The organism is Microcoleus sp. S28C3 (assembly GCF_036700785.1).
In the GTDB taxonomy this organism is placed as follows: Bacteria; Cyanobacteriota; Cyanobacteriia; order Cyanobacteriales; family Microcoleaceae; genus Microcoleus; species Microcoleus asticus.
The window spans coordinates 21,707-37,277 of record NZ_JAUBPO010000031.1; the positions used below are offsets into that span (position 1 = coordinate 21,707).

At 46.5% G+C, this 15,571-nt stretch carries 14 protein-coding genes; 5 read left to right on the forward strand and 9 right to left on the reverse strand.

Going from position 1 to position 15,571, the window contains the following annotated elements; all coding sequences use genetic code 11:
• Positions 1–367: 367 nt before the first annotated feature.
• The 6 genes from QUA13_RS11700 to QUA13_RS11725 all read right to left on the reverse strand — a co-directional run bounded on the left by QUA13_RS11700 (position 368) and on the right by QUA13_RS11725 (position 7,646).
• Complete coding sequence (locus QUA13_RS11700) at positions 368–718, reverse strand: hypothetical protein (RefSeq protein WP_333198541.1); 351 nt, start codon at positions 716–718, stop codon at positions 368–370.
• A gap of 333 nt (positions 719–1,051) precedes the next feature.
• Complete coding sequence (locus tag QUA13_RS11705; protein ID WP_333198543.1) at positions 1,052–2,134, reverse strand: ABC transporter ATP-binding protein; 1,083 nt, start codon at positions 2,132–2,134, stop codon at positions 1,052–1,054.
• Positions 2,135–2,266: 132 nt separating this feature from the next.
• Positions 2,267–3,130, reverse strand: coding sequence for a carbohydrate ABC transporter permease (locus tag QUA13_RS11710; RefSeq protein ID WP_333189310.1), 864 nt, complete (start codon positions 3,128–3,130; stop codon positions 2,267–2,269).
• A gap of 98 nt (positions 3,131–3,228) precedes the next feature.
• Complete coding sequence (locus QUA13_RS11715; RefSeq protein ID WP_333198545.1) at positions 3,229–4,122, reverse strand: sugar ABC transporter permease; 894 nt, start codon at positions 4,120–4,122, stop codon at positions 3,229–3,231.
• Positions 4,123–4,335: 213 nt separating this feature from the next.
• Positions 4,336–5,649 (reverse strand): ABC transporter substrate-binding protein, encoded by a 1,314-nt coding sequence (locus QUA13_RS11720; RefSeq protein WP_333198547.1) that lies wholly within the window; start codon positions 5,647–5,649, stop codon positions 4,336–4,338.
• Positions 5,650–6,311: 662 nt separating this feature from the next.
• Positions 6,312–7,646 (reverse strand): DUF4912 domain-containing protein, encoded by a 1,335-nt coding sequence (locus tag QUA13_RS11725; protein ID WP_333198549.1) that lies wholly within the window; start codon positions 7,644–7,646, stop codon positions 6,312–6,314.
• Positions 7,647–8,439: 793 nt separating this feature from the next.
• Between QUA13_RS11725 and cysS the strand changes: the two genes are divergently transcribed.
• A complete protein-coding gene (cysS, locus tag QUA13_RS11730; RefSeq protein ID WP_333198551.1) occupies positions 8,440–9,978 on the forward strand; it encodes a cysteine--tRNA ligase in 1,539 nt (512 codons plus the stop codon).
• Between the two features lie 51 nt (positions 9,979–10,029).
• Here cysS and QUA13_RS11735 read toward each other — a convergent pair whose 3' ends face one another.
• Positions 10,030–10,218: a DUF433 domain-containing protein gene (locus QUA13_RS11735; protein WP_333198552.1), complete on the reverse strand. Its 189-nt coding sequence runs from the start codon at positions 10,216–10,218 to the stop codon at positions 10,030–10,032.
• Between the two features lie 111 nt (positions 10,219–10,329).
• On the opposite strand from QUA13_RS11735, the gene QUA13_RS11740 reads away from it, so the two are divergent.
• Complete coding sequence (locus QUA13_RS11740; RefSeq protein WP_333198554.1) at positions 10,330–10,557, forward strand: hypothetical protein; 228 nt, start codon at positions 10,330–10,332, stop codon at positions 10,555–10,557.
• A 98-nt stretch (positions 10,558–10,655) separates the two neighbouring features.
• A complete protein-coding gene (locus tag QUA13_RS11745; RefSeq protein ID WP_333198556.1) occupies positions 10,656–10,838 on the forward strand; it encodes a plasmid stabilization protein in 183 nt (60 codons plus the stop codon).
• Between the two features lie 40 nt (positions 10,839–10,878).
• On the opposite strand, the gene QUA13_RS11750 is transcribed toward QUA13_RS11745, so the two are convergent.
• On the reverse strand, positions 10,879–11,835 hold the full coding sequence (locus QUA13_RS11750) for an alpha/beta fold hydrolase (protein WP_333198558.1): 957 nt from the start codon (positions 11,833–11,835) through the stop codon (positions 10,879–10,881).
• A gap of 143 nt (positions 11,836–11,978) precedes the next feature.
• Between QUA13_RS11750 and QUA13_RS11755 the strand changes: the two genes are divergently transcribed.
• Positions 11,979–13,091, forward strand: coding sequence for an AI-2E family transporter (locus QUA13_RS11755; RefSeq protein WP_333198560.1), 1,113 nt, complete (start codon positions 11,979–11,981; stop codon positions 13,089–13,091).
• Between the two features lie 137 nt (positions 13,092–13,228).
• On the opposite strand, the gene QUA13_RS11760 is transcribed toward QUA13_RS11755, so the two are convergent.
• The gene (locus QUA13_RS11760) at positions 13,229–14,164 is read right to left on the reverse strand and encodes an OmpA family protein (protein ID WP_333198562.1); all 936 of its coding nucleotides are present in this window, start codon (positions 14,162–14,164) and stop codon (positions 13,229–13,231) included.
• Positions 14,165–14,895: 731 nt separating this feature from the next.
• Here QUA13_RS11760 and QUA13_RS11765 point away from each other — a divergent pair.
• The gene (locus tag QUA13_RS11765; RefSeq protein WP_333189320.1) at positions 14,896–15,567 is read left to right on the forward strand and encodes a hypothetical protein; all 672 of its coding nucleotides are present in this window, start codon (positions 14,896–14,898) and stop codon (positions 15,565–15,567) included.
• The last annotated feature ends 4 nt before the right edge of the window (positions 15,568–15,571 follow it).

Below are 15,571 nucleotides of genomic sequence, written 5' to 3' on the forward strand. Positions count from 1 at the left end.
TCCACTCATAGTTCAATTTTATTCTGGGCGGTTGCTCCTAGTCCGCCCTTGAAATGCTTATGGAGAATCCAGCAATATCTCAGTTTCAACCGCCGAGTCTTATCAAGGGGTTTTTAACGCGGATTTGATTTAATTTAACATAAAAGGCTTCCAACTCAAAAACCCAGTTTCACATGAGAAACCGGGTTTATGAACGTCAGTCTTAGTTTATTTATGCTCGCCTACTTGATTGTCTCTGCCGTATTAAGTAGCTCAACCTATTTAAACGTCAAACTGTTCAGATGTTGAGAAACCCGCAAGGGCGAACACTCTTGGCGCTGCCCCTACAGCAATCAGGTTTCTCAGTGTTATATTTTTTTAGGTGGACCTACTTATCCTTTAATTCGCGGACACTTCTCTTAGCAGTGTCTTGGTACATCTCCCCCATTTCTTTCACGGCTGCTCCTGCCTCTTGTCCAATCTTCTGAGCTCGTTCGCCCGGAGAGTCTGACGTTTCGCGAGCTTCTTGCCTCCATTCCCGGGTTGTTTGGGGTCTTTCTGGATTGTTTAGCTCAGCCTTTGAGCTGGCTTGCCTGCCAAAACCTTGGTTACTGCGGCTTGAATCAACATTTGTTGTTAGCAGCAGAAAACCCACTAGGACAACACTCAAAAAACTCTTCACTTGAAAGCCCTTAAGCAGGGAACTGATGCGAGCAATGGCTGTGGAAATCAAATTCATCTCGGTAATACTCCCTAAGTTGATTGGTGATAAATTTCAACATTTTTAAATCTCATTGGCTCACTCCAAACTCAGCAGCTAACGCCAGAGAAAGCCAACTTAGCTTCACGTTGCCATTAACCACCTAAATAGAGTTATAGGTTAGCGATAAATTCTGATAAATACGCCACCTATGTGTGAGCCAATTAGCTTTTTCACACATGAATATCACGTTAACAGCAGCAAAATAGTTTTACCTCTAACTAAAGTCATAACTTAATTAGAAGCAAAACACCTATTTTTATACACATGGTTAGAGAATTTTTAATCAATCATGCTATTCAGGGCAAATTATTATTGCAAGCGATCGCCCGTTTTTACATCAAACCAGTGCAGGAACTGAGGCGGAAAAACCAGCTCTACAATTTCGGAATTCCAGTGGCGGTCATTTGGCAGCAAAGCTCGCACCGTTACTGGCTCCAAACCTTTAACTCGGACGCTAACTAAATTTTGCATTCCCAAGTTTTCCACTAAATAAACCTCACCTTTAATTGCCTCTGGGGTCGCTATCTTGCCGGCCTCTGCATCTGCAAAGCCGACGTGTTCTGGGCGAATTCCCAACACAATTTCTGGCGGCACAGTCGGCATATTTGGGAGTGGAACTCCAAAATCACCTAACATCGCAAAATTGCCCTGGCATTTAAGCACTAGCAAATTCATTTGCGGGCTGCCCACAAAACCCGCTACAAACTGATTTGCAGGACGGGTATAAATTAAGTGTGGCGGATCTAGCTGCTGCACGCTGCCGCTGTTGAGAACTGCGACTTTTGTAGAAAGCGTCATTGCTTCGGTTTGGTCGTGAGTGACGTAAACTACAGGAGCTTTTTGGGAGGAAAACAATTGTTTGAGTTCGGCCCTAACTTTTTCCCGCAATAATGCGTCGAGATTGCTCAAAGGTTCGTCGAGCAAAAATACTTCCGGTTGGCGCACTAAAGCGCGGCCGAGGGCGACTCGCTGCCGCTGTCCGCCTGATAGTTTTCCGGGTTTGCGATCGATTAATTCCGTCAATCCGAGGGATGTTGCAACTTCCGTCACTAACCGGTTGATTTCGCTGGAGGAGATTTTGCGAAGTTTGAGGCTCGATGCCATATTCTCGTATACTGTCATGTGCGGATAAAGCGCGTAACTTTGAAAAACCATTGCTATATCCCGATCGCCCGGTCTGAGATAAGTGACATTGCGATCGCCAATTCTAATCTCGCCTCTAGTCGGCTGTTCCAACCCTGCAATTAACCGCAGTGTCGTAGATTTGCCGCACCCCGACGGCCCCAGCAAAGTCAGAAATTCTCCTTCGCTGACATCCAAACTAATGTCTTTTACGGGAACAACTTTAGGGTTGTAGGTTTTATTGAGGTTTTTTAGTTGCAATTTTGCCATGATTTTTAAAGTGTTGACTGTTGACTGTTGACTGTTGACTGTTGACTGTTGACTGTGTTGTTTGACTCGTTACCAGGCAGAGCCTAGGAACCAGTTCAATCTAAAATCTAAAATCTAAAATCTAAAATCGATTTATCCTTTTACCGCCCCGGCCGTTAAACCCTGAACAATGCGCCGCTGGAACACCAAAACCAGCAAAACCAAGGGCAAAGTTCCCAAAACGGTAGCTGCGGCGATCGGCCCGTAAGGAATCTCAAAGACTGACGTGCCGCTGAGTTGAGCTGTGGCGACGGGAATGGTTTTTAGAGATTCGCGAGTCATAAATGTTAGTGCAAATATAAACTCGTTCCAAGCTGAAATAAATGTCAGTATTCCGGTTGTGACTAAAGCTGGAAATGTCATCGGCAGTACGATTTGCCACAGCATTTGGAAAGTGTTGTATCCGTCTACTTTAGCGGCATCTTCCAAATCTTTGGGCAACTGTTGAAAGAAACTTCGCATTACCAAAATTGTCAGCGGCAAGTTGATAGCGGTGTAAGGAATAATTAATGCTAAATAATTATTGCCTAAATCCAAAGCTTTGACAATTTCCAGCAGTCCCAAAAATAGCAGCACAGCCGGAAATAGCGTTACAATTGTCACTGTTGCCAGGATGATTCTCTCGCCCCACAACCGCAACCTGGCTAAAGCGTAAGCTGCGGGAGCGCCTACTGCTAAACACAGCAATGTTGAAGTAATCGAAACAAAAGCGCTATTTAAAATATAAAGAGCAAACGGGCGGCGCTGGAAGAGGGACAGGTAATGCTCAAAAGTAATTCGTTTGGGAATGTAGACGTTGGGAATTGCCGAAATATCCGCATTTACTTTGAAAGAAGTTAGCACCTGCCAGATAATAGGTGCGAGGAAATATGCGACGACTAATATCGCCGATATTGGCAAGATTAATTGCCGGATGTCAAAGGTTTTTTTTGTTGGTTGTTCGCGGGCGATCGACATAATTTATACCAATGAAAGGAAAAATTCAAACCGTTCAGCAATCTAAAATCTACAATCTACAATCCTCAAATCTAAAATCTAAAATCTAAAATCTAAAATCAATTGATGCGGGCTCTCGATAACAGGTAAGCGGCGATCGCAACTGCTGCCACTAACAGTAAAAAAGTACACACCACCAAAGCCGCCCCGTACCCAAAGTCTAAATACCTCATTACCGTGCTGTAAATGTAGATAGAAACCGTCTCGGTTGCCCCCGCCGGCCCCCCTCCCGTCATCACCTGAATCAAGTCAAAAATGCCGAAAGATTGGGCAAATCGAAACAGCAAAGCAATCACAATTTGCGGCATCAGCAGGGGGACGGTAACTTGACGGAAACTCTGCCAGCTACTAGCGCCGTCAATGGCGTGTGCTTCGTACAAATCATTGGGAATTGACTGCAATCCTGCTAGCAAAAGCAAGCTGACAAAGGGCGTAGTTTTCCACACATCTGCTGTAATTACTGCCATCATTGCCAAAGTCGGATTTCCCAGCCAGCTAATGCTATTTTGAATCAATCCCAAACGCATTAAAATGTCGTTAATTACGCCGTATTGGTCGTTAAAAATCCACGCCCAAGCTACTCCCATCAATGCAGTCGGTAGCGCCCAAGGTAGCAGGGAAATTGTGCGAACAATGCCGCGCCCTGGGAAGGATTGATTTAAAACTAAGGCAATGCCCATGCCGAGAATTAATTCCAGTAAAACAGAGGCGACAGTAAATACTGTGGTGTTGCCTAAAGTTTGCCAGAAACGCCCGTCGCCTAACATTCGACTGTAGTTAGCAAAACCGGAAAAAACGAGTTTTAATTCAGTACCGAGGTTTTGGGTGAATAAACTCAGCCAAAAAGCGCGCAATATTGGGTAAGCAAATACTAGCAGCAGAATTATCAAAGCTGGTGCTACTAATATCCATCCGGTTGTTTGTTCGCGCTGTCGCATCTTGTCTAATTGCATATTTCTCACCTTTAATTTATTTTTGGGCGGGCTAGAAGCCCACCCCACAATTGAATTAACTTTTTGTGGAACAGGCCGGACAGCCTGTTCGGGCGGGCAAGATGCCCACCCCACAATAAAAAAATTCACTCTGTGTGGAACAGGCCGGAAAGCCTGTTCGGGCGGGCTAGAAAATTCACTCTGTGTGGAACAGGCATCTTGCCTGTTTAGGACTTACGAAGCTTGGGGTTGTTTCAAACTGCCTAATAAATTGCGAGTTTCGCTAGCTGCTGCTTTCATTGCTTGTTCTGCACTCATTCTGCCGGTAAAAGCTGAACTCAAATAGCGCTGCAAAATATCAGAAGCTTGAGCGTATTGTGCCAGGGGCGGGCGCAAAGCTGACCGTTCCACTACTTTTAGCAGTTGCCGGTAGTGGGGATATTTGGCGACTATTTCTTTGTTGGTAAATAGGGATTTGTAACTGGGAACTAAACCGGTTTCTAAAATAAATTTGCGCTGGGTTTCCTCGCTGGTAAGGTACTGAATTGCTTTCCACGCTTGTTCTGGATGTTTTGAGGTTTTGGCAATTCCCCAGCCCCAGCCGCCCAAGCAGGAACCGCCTGTTTGACCGATACTGCTGAGCATTGGCTCGATCGCAATTTTACCTCTAATATTCGATCCTTCGGCATTTGCCAGCTTCCAAACATAGGGCCAGTTTCGCAAAAACAGCGCTTTGCCATTTTGAAACAACAGCCTGGTTTCTTCTTCGCCGTAGGTGGTGACACCCGGAGGAGAAATGCCGGAGGCGATCGTATTTTTGAGAAATTCGACTGCTTTAATTGCCTCCGGTTTATCTAACCCAACTTCAAAAGTTTGAGGGTTAGCCCAGAAGCCGCCGAAACCGGAGAGAACCTCGACAAACATCGCAGAGACTCCCTCGTATTGTTTGCCTTGCCACAGATAACCCCAAGTTGCTTTTCCCTGTTTTTGCAAGTTTTGAGAGATTTTTACCATCTCTTCAAAAGTTTTCGGCGCTGGAATTTTCGCTTGTTCTAAAATGTCTTTGCGGTAATAAAGCATTCCGGCATCGGAAGCATGGGGAATTCGGTAAAGTTTGCCCCGATACCGGCCGCCTTCGACGTTACCTTGGATGAATTTTGATAGTTGTTCGGGGGGAATTCTGTCTGTCAAATCGCTTACCCAACCTGCGGCTGCAAATTTGGGAACCCAGACAATATCCATGTTGATGATGTCGTAAGGCGATTCGCCTAAAAGAAAGGCAGATGTGTAAAGATTTTCTATGAGGTTGCTGTCAAAAGGCCCTTCTATGAGGTTGATGCGAATGTCGGGGTTTTTCTGTTCAAATTCTTTGACAAAGGGTTTCCAGTTAACAAGGTCTTGACCTTGCATTAACATGGTGAGCACGACTGGCTGTTGAGTCAGTGCCGGCAGAATAAATAAAAGCAAGACGGCGGTTAATGTGACAGCGAATAAGGCTAAAAGACGAGGCTTCTGCCTTCGTTGCGGCGGGGAATTTATTTTTTGCATTTGCTTTTGAGAAGTGGCTGTGCGATCGCCTTATTTCTCTCATAACTCGCTTTCTTTTGTTTCGCTGAATTTAGCGAGTTTGTGCAATAAAAATTTAAGTAAACTTTAGCTTACTTAATAATGCTTGAGTGAAAAGTGCAAATTTTGATTTAACACTCTCGATAGCGAGTTAAGTAAACATCTATCTACAGAGAGATATTGAGAAATTTGTCTAATATATAGCAATCCTAAATCATTTGTGAATTTCTTACTCCCTCCCCGCCGCTTCGGAGATGGTTGGGGTGGGGTAAAAAATTTACGACTCATTTAGTAGGATTGCTATAGCAGTTATCAATCGGATGAAATAAAGTAGGAACTTAGGCTTAAGTCCCTACAGATGTTCGCATACAATCTATATTTATCCCTACTTTTAAGAATTGGTATAACTTTTGCCGATCGCCCGATCCGCGATCTATTCTGCTATAAAAACGCGGTTTCTGAGTAAGTCCTAAATACAAAAAACACCGCTCCTCAAAACAGGAGTACGGTGTATAGGGGGTGTTATGGGTTGTTGTCTGGGATTAACCCTAACAAATCAGGATCTGCTCAGGCTATGCCTTGTGATGGTTAAAAAATTGGCACAAACCTGCATTATCGCCCGGATCGCGATCGACCGCGAGCGATCAGCCCAACCATTCCACAACAGCATCTTCCTTGGTATTGGTGTGCCGTTCAGGGGTTTCGCGGTTGAATTTCATGTGGATAGCGCGGTTTTGTTCGCCGTCGGCTGCTACTGCAAAAATCGGATAGTCGATTAAGCCGTCTTGGAAAGACATCTGGAAGCGGAAAGTGCCGTCAGCATTGAGTTTAATCGGCTGTCCGCCTACGTAGACGGTAGCGTCGGGTTCGGTGGCGCCGTAGACGATCAGTTCGGCGTCAGCAACTAACCAGAACTGGCGGGGGCGCATCGGGGCGGCAAAGCCAACTCCCGACATACCGACACCCGACATACCGATACCGGACATGGTGAGGCCGGACATACCGACACCGGACATGGTGAGGCCGGACATACCGACACCGGACATACCGACACCGGACATAGTAGGAACAGCCCACATTCCGACGCCGGAGGGGAAGACGTAGGAACTGAGAGATTGTTCGTGGATGCCGACTTGCTGGACGGAACCGGCGACGTGCTGCATGGAACCAAAGATAGAACCCGCTACGCGCAGGGATTCAGCAGACTCTGCCATGCCGAAGATTTGTTCGTAGATGGCGTTGCTGGTGCTGTAACCATTGCCATTGACTGCTTGTGCGACTTTCTTGGCCGGAGGAACCAGTTCGGCGAAGGTTTTGCCTTGCAACTCTTCTTCCCAGTCGAGGGTGATGAATTGGTCTTCAATCCAGTCGCTGGGATAGACGGGAGGAACGCGGACTTCGGCCGATCGAGCTAATACCAGCCAGCGGCCGTCTGCACAGCGGTAGCCGATGTCGATCGCGTAGTCCCGATCGCTCACGGGGATTGGCACGTACCATTCCCGCGCCAGTTCGTCGCAGGGATATTCTTGAATGCTGTGCGGGCTTTGGGTGTCGAGGTTAACATCTGTAACGTCGTAGATCCGCAGGGCGAGTTGCTGTCCTCCTTGGCGGCGCAATTCTTCTTTGCGAGCGTTGGGAATGTCCCAGTAAGTGTAGGCCCATTCTGGGTCGCGGGGCATTAAAACAACCCGGCTCTCGCCGTAGCCGTTGGGCAAATCTGCTAAACCTTCATCTACAGACGACAAAGAACCGCCTGTTCTATCTTCTTGACCGAGTTCAAACTTTGCTGCTTCCACTGCTTCTTGTGCCTCTAATTTGCGAGATGGGCTGTAGGAAAATTTGGTGCGCTGAATTTCTTGAATTGATGCCAGGAGTTGCGATTTCCGCATCCGGCTGTAGCGAGAGACTCCACATTCGCTAGCAACTCTGCGGAGTTGTCGCAAAGTCATCTCTTCTAATGGTGGGCGTTCTTTTGCCATGAGTTTGTTCTCCACTTATTTGGGATGGCGGGTTAGATTTTTTCTTTCAACACAAATGTGTTGACTTTGTGAGTTAGAAACTCTTTTAAATGCAAATATTATCGAGCTTCCAAATCTCTCCAACCTTTGAAGCCTTGCTTGTTTTTAGCTTGTCTTGTCCCCAATGCGATCGGGGGTTCTGACTTCTTGGCTTCTGCGCGCACCGTCCGATCTAAATAAAACTTTTCTGTCGATTCTTGATTGACAAGATCGATTTTGTGAGTGCGATCGGTGCTGCTAGCAACGCTGTGCTGGCAGCACGCGCGCTATTCGACTCCCAGAGCTGCTTAGCTTAATCGAAGCATTTCTTTGGGATCGCTTTGTCATGACTTAATGTTGCAGACAAGTTGCGATCGGGTCAAGGGGTCTTTGCCATCAATCATGAGTAGTTATACGCATTTTCGGGATTTTGGGGATCAATATGTCAGGAAACCTTGACAATAAAACGCTTGTGGGGATCGTCACCAACTATTGTCAAGATTCCCTGACATGAATTAGATGTGAGATTGAGTCGGCCGGGGCGGTACTATAGATAGAGGAGATTTAGTACCAAATTTCCTAGGCTGGCAGTTGGGCGCTCTTTTTCTGCAAGCTTCGCTAACGGGCGATCGCAACTACCAACCAACCGTCCTGGACGCAAAAATAGTTTGACGCGCTACCTATACAGATCGGGTGCGCATTGCGTACCCTACACCTAGAGGTTCTGCGTAAATCTTGTAAAATCTAAAATCTAAAATCTAAAATCTAAAATCGAATGACTCTAACGCTTTACAACAGCTTGACCCGTCGCGAATCACCTTTTGAACCCATCGAACCAGGAAAGGTGCGGATGTACTGCTGCGGCGTTACGGTATACGATTACTGCCACGTCGGCCACGCCCGCGCTTACATTGTTTGGGACATGGTGCGCCGCTATCTGATGTGGCGGGGATACCATGTGCGCTACGTGCAGAATTTTACAGATATTGACGACAAAATTCTCAACCGCGCCCGCGAAACTAATTCCACAATGGAAGCCGTGGCGGAACGCTTCATCGATGAATATTTTGCAGATATGGACAAGCTGAATATTCTCAGGGCCGATGAATATCCCCGCGCCACCCATACAATGGACGGCATCAAACGGCTGATTCACGAATTAGAAAATAAAGGTTATGCCTATGCTTCCGGCGGCGACGTTTACTACAACGTGAGGCAGTTTGCCGATTACGGAAAACTTTCCGGCCGCAAGTTGGAAGAAATGCAAGCTGGGGCTAGCGGTAGATTGGAAACCGCAGAAATAGAAGCTCAAAAAAAGCAAGATTCGTCTGATTTTGCCCTGTGGAAAAGCGCTAAACCGGGAGAACCTGCTTGGGATTCATCTTGGGGAAAAGGTCGCCCCGGATGGCACATCGAATGTTCGGCGATGGTGCGCGATTGCTTGGGCGAAACAATTGACATTCACTGCGGCGGTTCCGATTTAATTTTTCCGCACCACGAAAACGAAATTGCTCAATCTGAAGCCGCGACGGGCAAGTCACTTGCTAATTATTGGATGCACAATGCTTTTGTGACTGTCAAAGGCAAAAAGATGTCGAAATCTTTGCACAATTTTATTACAATTCGCGATTTGTTGGATGGGAATTGGTCGGGCGATTTGGAATCTAACCCCCCCCAGCCCCCCCTTGGTAAGGGGGGGAGTAAGAATGAAGGAAGCGAGAAGTCAAAAGCGGTGGAACCGATGGCGGTGAGGCTGTTTGTGTTAACAGCGCAGTACCGCAGTCAAATTGATTTTACCGAAGAGGCGATCGCTAGTGCTCGAAATGGCTGGAAGACTATCAATGAAGGTTTGCTGTTTGGCCTCCGATACGGTTCTCAACTTAGTTGGGACGTTGAGAAAACTGGACAGGATAGCAAAGCTGTGCAGGACTTTCAATCAGCGATGGACAATGATTTCAATACTCCGAGTGCTTTGACTGTTTTGTTTGAATTGGCTAAGGACTTGGGCAAGGAAGGCAATGTTTTAGTGCATCAAGGCAAAACAGAAACGTCGCCGGATTTGTTGCAGCAAAAATGGCTGACATTGGTGAGTTTGGCGGAGGTTTTGGGTTTAGAAGTTCAGCCGGAAAGTGATAGCAATGATGCTGTTGATGGTTTGAGTGATGCGGAGATTGAGGTGATGATTCAGCAGCGGAAAGATGCTCGGAAAGCTAGGGATTTTGCTGAGGGCGATAGAATTCGCAACGAACTTAAGGATAAGGGAATTACTCTGATAGATCAAAAGGATGGTACAACAATTTGGCACCGCAGTTAAAACCAAATTCATAGTCGGCGGAGGCAGACTTCGCTTGACTCTTAAGCAATTTCAATCGCGGAATTCTAAACACGCTCTAATGTCTTCCTCCCTGAACTCTGGAAAGTCGTCCAGAATATCTGCATGAGACATTCCCGCAGCCAGCCAACCCAACACATCATACACGGTAATTCGCATTCGGCTGATGCAAGGCTTTCCACCGCGTTTACCTGGTTCGATCGTAATGATTTTGTCGCTCATGACAAAACCGAGTTTAGTACATTTTTTTTTGTTTAGCCTAGTCTTGGAATAAGCGATACAATTTACTCAACTTCGCAATTTGTTCCACCTTAGAGCTAATAGCCTAACTCTATGAATACCCTCGACCAAGTGCTAGAAACTGCTTTGCAACTGTCCTACGAACAGCAGGAAATGCTGATCAAAATCCTGCAAAACCGTCACAGCGAGAGTGTCCGCGCAGAAATAGCTGCTGACGCCCAACAAACCTTAGCTGATTTCCGTACAGGCAAATTTCGACACCAGTCAGCCGAGGATGTTATTGAAACATTACGCCAGTCTTTGGACGAGCCGGAAGCATGAGACAACTGGTTCTGACTCCCAAATTCAAACGAGCATTTCGCAAGTTTGTCAAACGAAATCCTGAGATCCAGCAACGTATAGAAGAATCTCTTTAACAAATGGAAGCAGATGTATTTTTTCCAAACCTAGGTATCCACAAACTAGGCGGCAAACTCGACGGTCTTCAGTCCTGCTCTTGCGGCTATGATTGTCGTATCGTTTTCTCGATTGAAGAGGATACGGAAACAAATAGTGAAGTCATTGTTTTACTCGACATCGGGACACATGATGAGGTCTATTAACTGTGTCAGTTATTATTAGATAATAACTCCACAAATAGATTTAATTTTTATTTAACTTCTCCACAAACGCCGCAACAGCCGCGACAAATTCTGCGGTGGATTCATAGGGCAAAACATTGCGCCCTGGCATTAATAAACCTTCCGCATTGGGAAAATGGGCTAAATATTGCGCTAATCTTTCATCTGGTTTCTCTTCCTTACCCGCTTGACTGATGCTTGAGGCTTTTTCTCCCATGACAACAAGTGCAGGTCGATCGAACTTTTGAATCGTACCGCTGTAATCCTGGCGCCAAAATCCCGCTAAAAACGAGAAAACCGCGTGCCGGCTGTCAGGATTCGCCGCCCCAGCCTGCAAAGCATTCAACCATTCGCTGTCAACTTTTTTCGCATCGCCAAAGAGTTGTTTGATGGAAAAAGAACGCAAAAATTCAGCGCGTCTGGCGTAGCGGTAAAAAGCGTTTCCCAAGGGAGAATCTAACAAATTCCAGACAATTCTTTGCTGTCTTTCTGTCGAATGTTTGTTCATCACAGCCCAAGCGGGAGGCCCTGCGAGAACTAACCCGCGAATTAAATTTGAGCCGCTTTCCTGCTGCTTTTTTACTAAAGCCAAGGCTACAGCTAGTAAAGCACCTTGCACGAGTACGATCGCAGGTTTTTTTACTACTGTTTCCAAGAAAAACTGCAACTGTGCAGCCCAATCGTCAGGATAGCAAGCCACAGCCGGCATTTCGCAATCGCCGCAGCCCAAAAGGTCGGGATTGTAAATCGGATTACTGTTCCCTGCTTTGTACCAACTTTCACAAAATCTATGCCAAAAGATTCTTGACAAACCAACTCCTATCGGATGAATTAATAACAAAGGGATGCTATATTCTGTCGCAGTAGTTGGTTTATAAACATCATAAGCACAGCGATAATTTTGCCATTCGTAAAACAGCGTTGGTGATTTAATAGACGAAATAGTGGAGAAATCTTGGGTTGAATATTGCGGTTGCATATTTTTTTTTGTACTGATGTTACTTTTGATTATAATATGAGTAGGGGCAGATTTTACCCCACATATATTTGGTAACTGAGAAGATAAATAAACTCCCCCTATGGGAGGACATAAGCGCAAATATAAACCTTTATTACTTAATCATGTCAGAACAGCGGATTACTATTTCTTTACCTAACTTGCTGCTAATAGTAGCATCGTCCTTGCTGCTAGTGCTGCTGTGGCAATTGCGCAGCTTGCTAGTAATTCTGATGATATCAGTCGTGCTCGCCGCGTCGATCGTCCCGATCGTTAATTGGGCCGAAACAATGCGGGTTCCCCGCTGGCTAGCGGTGATTATGGTTTATTTAACTCTCATCGGCGGATTTAGCGGGACGGTAGTGTTAATCGGCCCCACGGTAATCGAACAAATAGAGTTACTGCTGCGGCAGTTACCCGTTTATGTCGAAAGTTTGCGAACTGTGGCAACTAATGTATTGAGTCGGTTGAGCGACAATGCCCCAACCTTGGTGGGTCAGTTTGTGGACACTCAATCGCTGACTAATTGGCTGATTCGATCGAGCCAACAACTGGTTTTGCGATCGTACAGTTTAACGAGAGGCATTCTAGGCGGTGTCTTCAGCCTAGTTTTAGCATTATTTATTTCCGGTTACATGGTTGCGGACAGCGACACATTAATTAAAAGTTTGGTGCAGTTTTTCCCAAAACCTTGGGATGCAAGATTAGCCGCACAAGCAGCGCCAATCGGTCAAAGAATGGGGAGTTATATTCGCGGGCGAGTGTTAGTTTCGGGCATTTTAGGGATATTTATTACCACAGGTTTGAGCATTTTGGGAATGCCGGAATTTGCTTTAGGCTTGGGTGCGATCGCCGGCGTTACCAACTTGATTCCCTTCCTCGGGCCAGTGTTGGGAGCAGTACCAGCATTAATCGTAGCATTAGCTAAAGGTGGCTGGGTACTTTTGTGGGTGTTGCTGTTATTTGTAATCATCCAGAATTTGGAAACCTACGTGCTAGATCCTTTGCTAGTTGGTTCATCGGTTGGAGTGCATCCTTTATATCAATTGCTGTCTGTCTTGGGAGGCGTTCAAGTATTGGGAATTATTGGAGCTGTAATTGTACCGCCTTGGTTTGCGGGAGTGGCAGCTTTGATTGAGAACTTGTATTTAAAACCGAAGCTTAGGAGCGAACATCAAGATGCCATAGATCAGGCTAAAAATAATTCTGACTTGCCACCTCTTACACCTTCGGCTTGATAGCCTGATAGCGGGGAAGATAGGGAGATGGCGCCATAGGGAGAGGGGAATTGAAATATTTAATTTATCTGGTTTCTGTTGGCATCGGAATAAGATGCTTGAAAAATGACTGATGACTGATCACTGATGAGTGATGACTAAGGACTAATTGCCACTTCAATGCGGCGGTTGCGCTGCCGATTAGTATCGGAACTATTGTCTACCGAAGGGCGACTTTCCCCATAGCCGATCGCCACCCAATGATAATTCTGGCCCACCACACCAGACAAATACTGCACCACAGCCTGAGCCCGCGCCAACGACACATTGCGATTGTCCGCCGCTTCTCCCGCGTCGTCAGTGTGGCCAGCAACCCGCACAGTTGCCCCCTGGTGATTGCCCAACTCCGCCACCAAATTGTCCAAAATCGCACTTGTTCCCGCGCGCAAAGAAATGCTGCCAGTATCAAACAAAACATCGCTGGGCAGAGTCACCATCAGCCCGTCCCCCCCAAACACCGGATTGTTGGCATTTTGTGGCGCAGTATTAACAGTTTCAGCGATCGGACTCGGGCTGCTGCCGATCGCGGGCAAAGCAGGAACAGGACTTGCCGCCGTTTCCGGCCCCGCCAATTGCTGCGACATCAACTGCAACCGCTTTTCCAAACTTTCCGTCGGGCGGCTGCTGCCCAACTGACTTTCCAAAGCCGCCGTGCGGCCGATCAGCGCGTTGAGCTCGCCCTGCAACTGTCTCAAATCCGACTGCAATTTCTCTCTCTGCGCAGGACTGACTGTGGACTGCGGACTGGGTGTAGCGGTTGGTGTCGGGAGCGCCGGAATTTGCTTTGCTGGTGCGAGTTTCGGGCTGGGGGTCACATTTTGAGTGAGACGCAGCAATCTCTCTGCCAGCGGCATCTCGGTCGCGCCTGAGGGATAAATTTGAGCGATCGCCATCCCCAGAACCCAGGCAAAACCGCTGCCTACCCCCAGCAGCAGCAGTCTAAAAATCAGCGACAGTACAAGCAAACCTTTTCCCCGCGACTTGGAGGTGCGAGTCGGGGGGATTGAAGGTTTTTGGTTAAAAGATCGCGTCATATTTCCTGCTATACAAAACTTGGCTCAATTTTATCTTTGCTTCACCATTCAACTCTAAGTATTTTCGTTGCTTGGTCTGAGTCCAGCTTCTACGTGCATGAGTCTGCTCCTGCTGGTCCGCTGCCGTAAATTCGGGTGGAGCAACACGCTATTTTTTGTCAGTACAACTATTTTTTTTAAAGCTTTTAGCCATTGTTTAATCATTATTTTCAACCTATTTAACGAATCGTGGTATCCCGTTCGACCTTTTTATAGGCTGGTCAGTTTTACATCGATCGCGGTTTACAAACCAGAAAAAAATTGCAAACCAGAAAAAAATTGCTTTGGTTTTTGGGTTTATCTAGACCTTATAGCATACAACGGAGCGTCTGTCAATAAAATCGCCATAATTCGCTTGAGAAAAAGTTTAGTAAACTATGAGGTGATTAGGTCAAACTCCCTCTCGGTTCACATACCATATTGATTTCGGTACTATCTGACCTGTGAGATTTTAATAAAACTTGAGTTAAGTTGTGTAACGAACTAAATTTAAGATAGCAGACCTTGCCGCCTTTGCCGATTGATTTTAGATTTTAGATGGGAGGACAAATCTAAAATCTGAAAAAGAAACCCGGTTTCTACAAATCTGGGGTTGGGTGGCGAAGTATCGAGGCTAAAACCGGGTTTCTAGTCCGTTGCGTGTAAGCCTGAATCTGTTGGATAATCCAGTAAAACTTTTGGAATAAAAACCGATGACTGACCCTTTAAATAGCCCTTATCCCGTTCCGTGGGAATGGATTAGTGCCACTCATGCTAAAGTTAGCTCAACTGCCGGCACAGGCCTCCGCTACTATCGCAGTCCTTCCCTAGTTTCAACTAACGGCCAATACGCGGCTTACAGTCGAATTGAGTTGCAAGTGCAGCCGGAATTCGCCCGGTGTCGGGTTAGCAGCGTCATGTTTGTGGAAAATCTCAAAACTGGGGAACTGCAAACAGTGGCGGCTGCTTCGCCGCTGGCGGAAAGCGGAATGTATGCTAGCGATGACACAGATATGTCCGGGACGATCGCCATTTTAGTGCCTGTTTCTTGGAATCAAGACGGTTCCCGCGTTCTCGCCCGCGAATTTGAAGCACTTTTCAACTCTTCCGATATGTCCGACTACGGTGTCATTTGGGACAAAAATGATAATTACACTTATACCGTTGCTCCCGCTCGCAGTCTTTACACTCATGCTGTATTGTTGGGTTGGAGTCAAGTTTGTCCCGGACAAGTTCTGTTCCGCGCCGGCAATTTGGGCGATCGATCTTGGCCTCTTTGTGCAGTTGATATGACAGGCAAAACCGTAGCTATCACCGAGGACAAACCCCTCGTTTTCGGCAGTCAAGCCAGCACAGACTGGATCGAACCTAAAACTCGTTTTTAGATAT

Coding starts and splice junctions, on each gene's coding strand:
- QUA13_RS11700 (WP_333198541.1), bottom strand. CDS start 718: ATGAATTTGATTTCCACAGCCATTGCTCGCATCAGTTCCCTGCTTAAG.
- QUA13_RS11705 (WP_333198543.1), bottom strand. CDS start 2,134: ATGGCAAAATTGCAACTAAAAAACCTCAATAAAACCTACAACCCTAAA.
- QUA13_RS11710 (WP_333189310.1), bottom strand. CDS start 3,130: ATGTCGATCGCCCGCGAACAACCAACAAAAAAAACCTTTGACATCCGG.
- QUA13_RS11715 (WP_333198545.1), bottom strand. CDS start 4,122: ATGCAATTAGACAAGATGCGACAGCGCGAACAAACAACCGGATGGATA.
- QUA13_RS11720 (WP_333198547.1), bottom strand. CDS start 5,649: ATGCAAAAAATAAATTCCCCGCCGCAACGAAGGCAGAAGCCTCGTCTT.
- QUA13_RS11725 (WP_333198549.1), bottom strand. CDS start 7,646: ATGGCAAAAGAACGCCCACCATTAGAAGAGATGACTTTGCGACAACTC.
- cysS (WP_333198551.1), top strand. CDS start 8,440: ATGACTCTAACGCTTTACAACAGCTTGACCCGTCGCGAATCACCTTTT.
- QUA13_RS11735 (WP_333198552.1), bottom strand. CDS start 10,218: ATGAGCGACAAAATCATTACGATCGAACCAGGTAAACGCGGTGGAAAG.
- QUA13_RS11740 (WP_333198554.1), top strand. CDS start 10,330: ATGAATACCCTCGACCAAGTGCTAGAAACTGCTTTGCAACTGTCCTAC.
- QUA13_RS11745 (WP_333198556.1), top strand. CDS start 10,656: ATGGAAGCAGATGTATTTTTTCCAAACCTAGGTATCCACAAACTAGGC.
- QUA13_RS11750 (WP_333198558.1), bottom strand. CDS start 11,835: ATGCAACCGCAATATTCAACCCAAGATTTCTCCACTATTTCGTCTATT.
- QUA13_RS11755 (WP_333198560.1), top strand. CDS start 11,979: ATGTCAGAACAGCGGATTACTATTTCTTTACCTAACTTGCTGCTAATA.
- QUA13_RS11760 (WP_333198562.1), bottom strand. CDS start 14,164: ATGACGCGATCTTTTAACCAAAAACCTTCAATCCCCCCGACTCGCACC.
- QUA13_RS11765 (WP_333189320.1), top strand. CDS start 14,896: ATGACTGACCCTTTAAATAGCCCTTATCCCGTTCCGTGGGAATGGATT.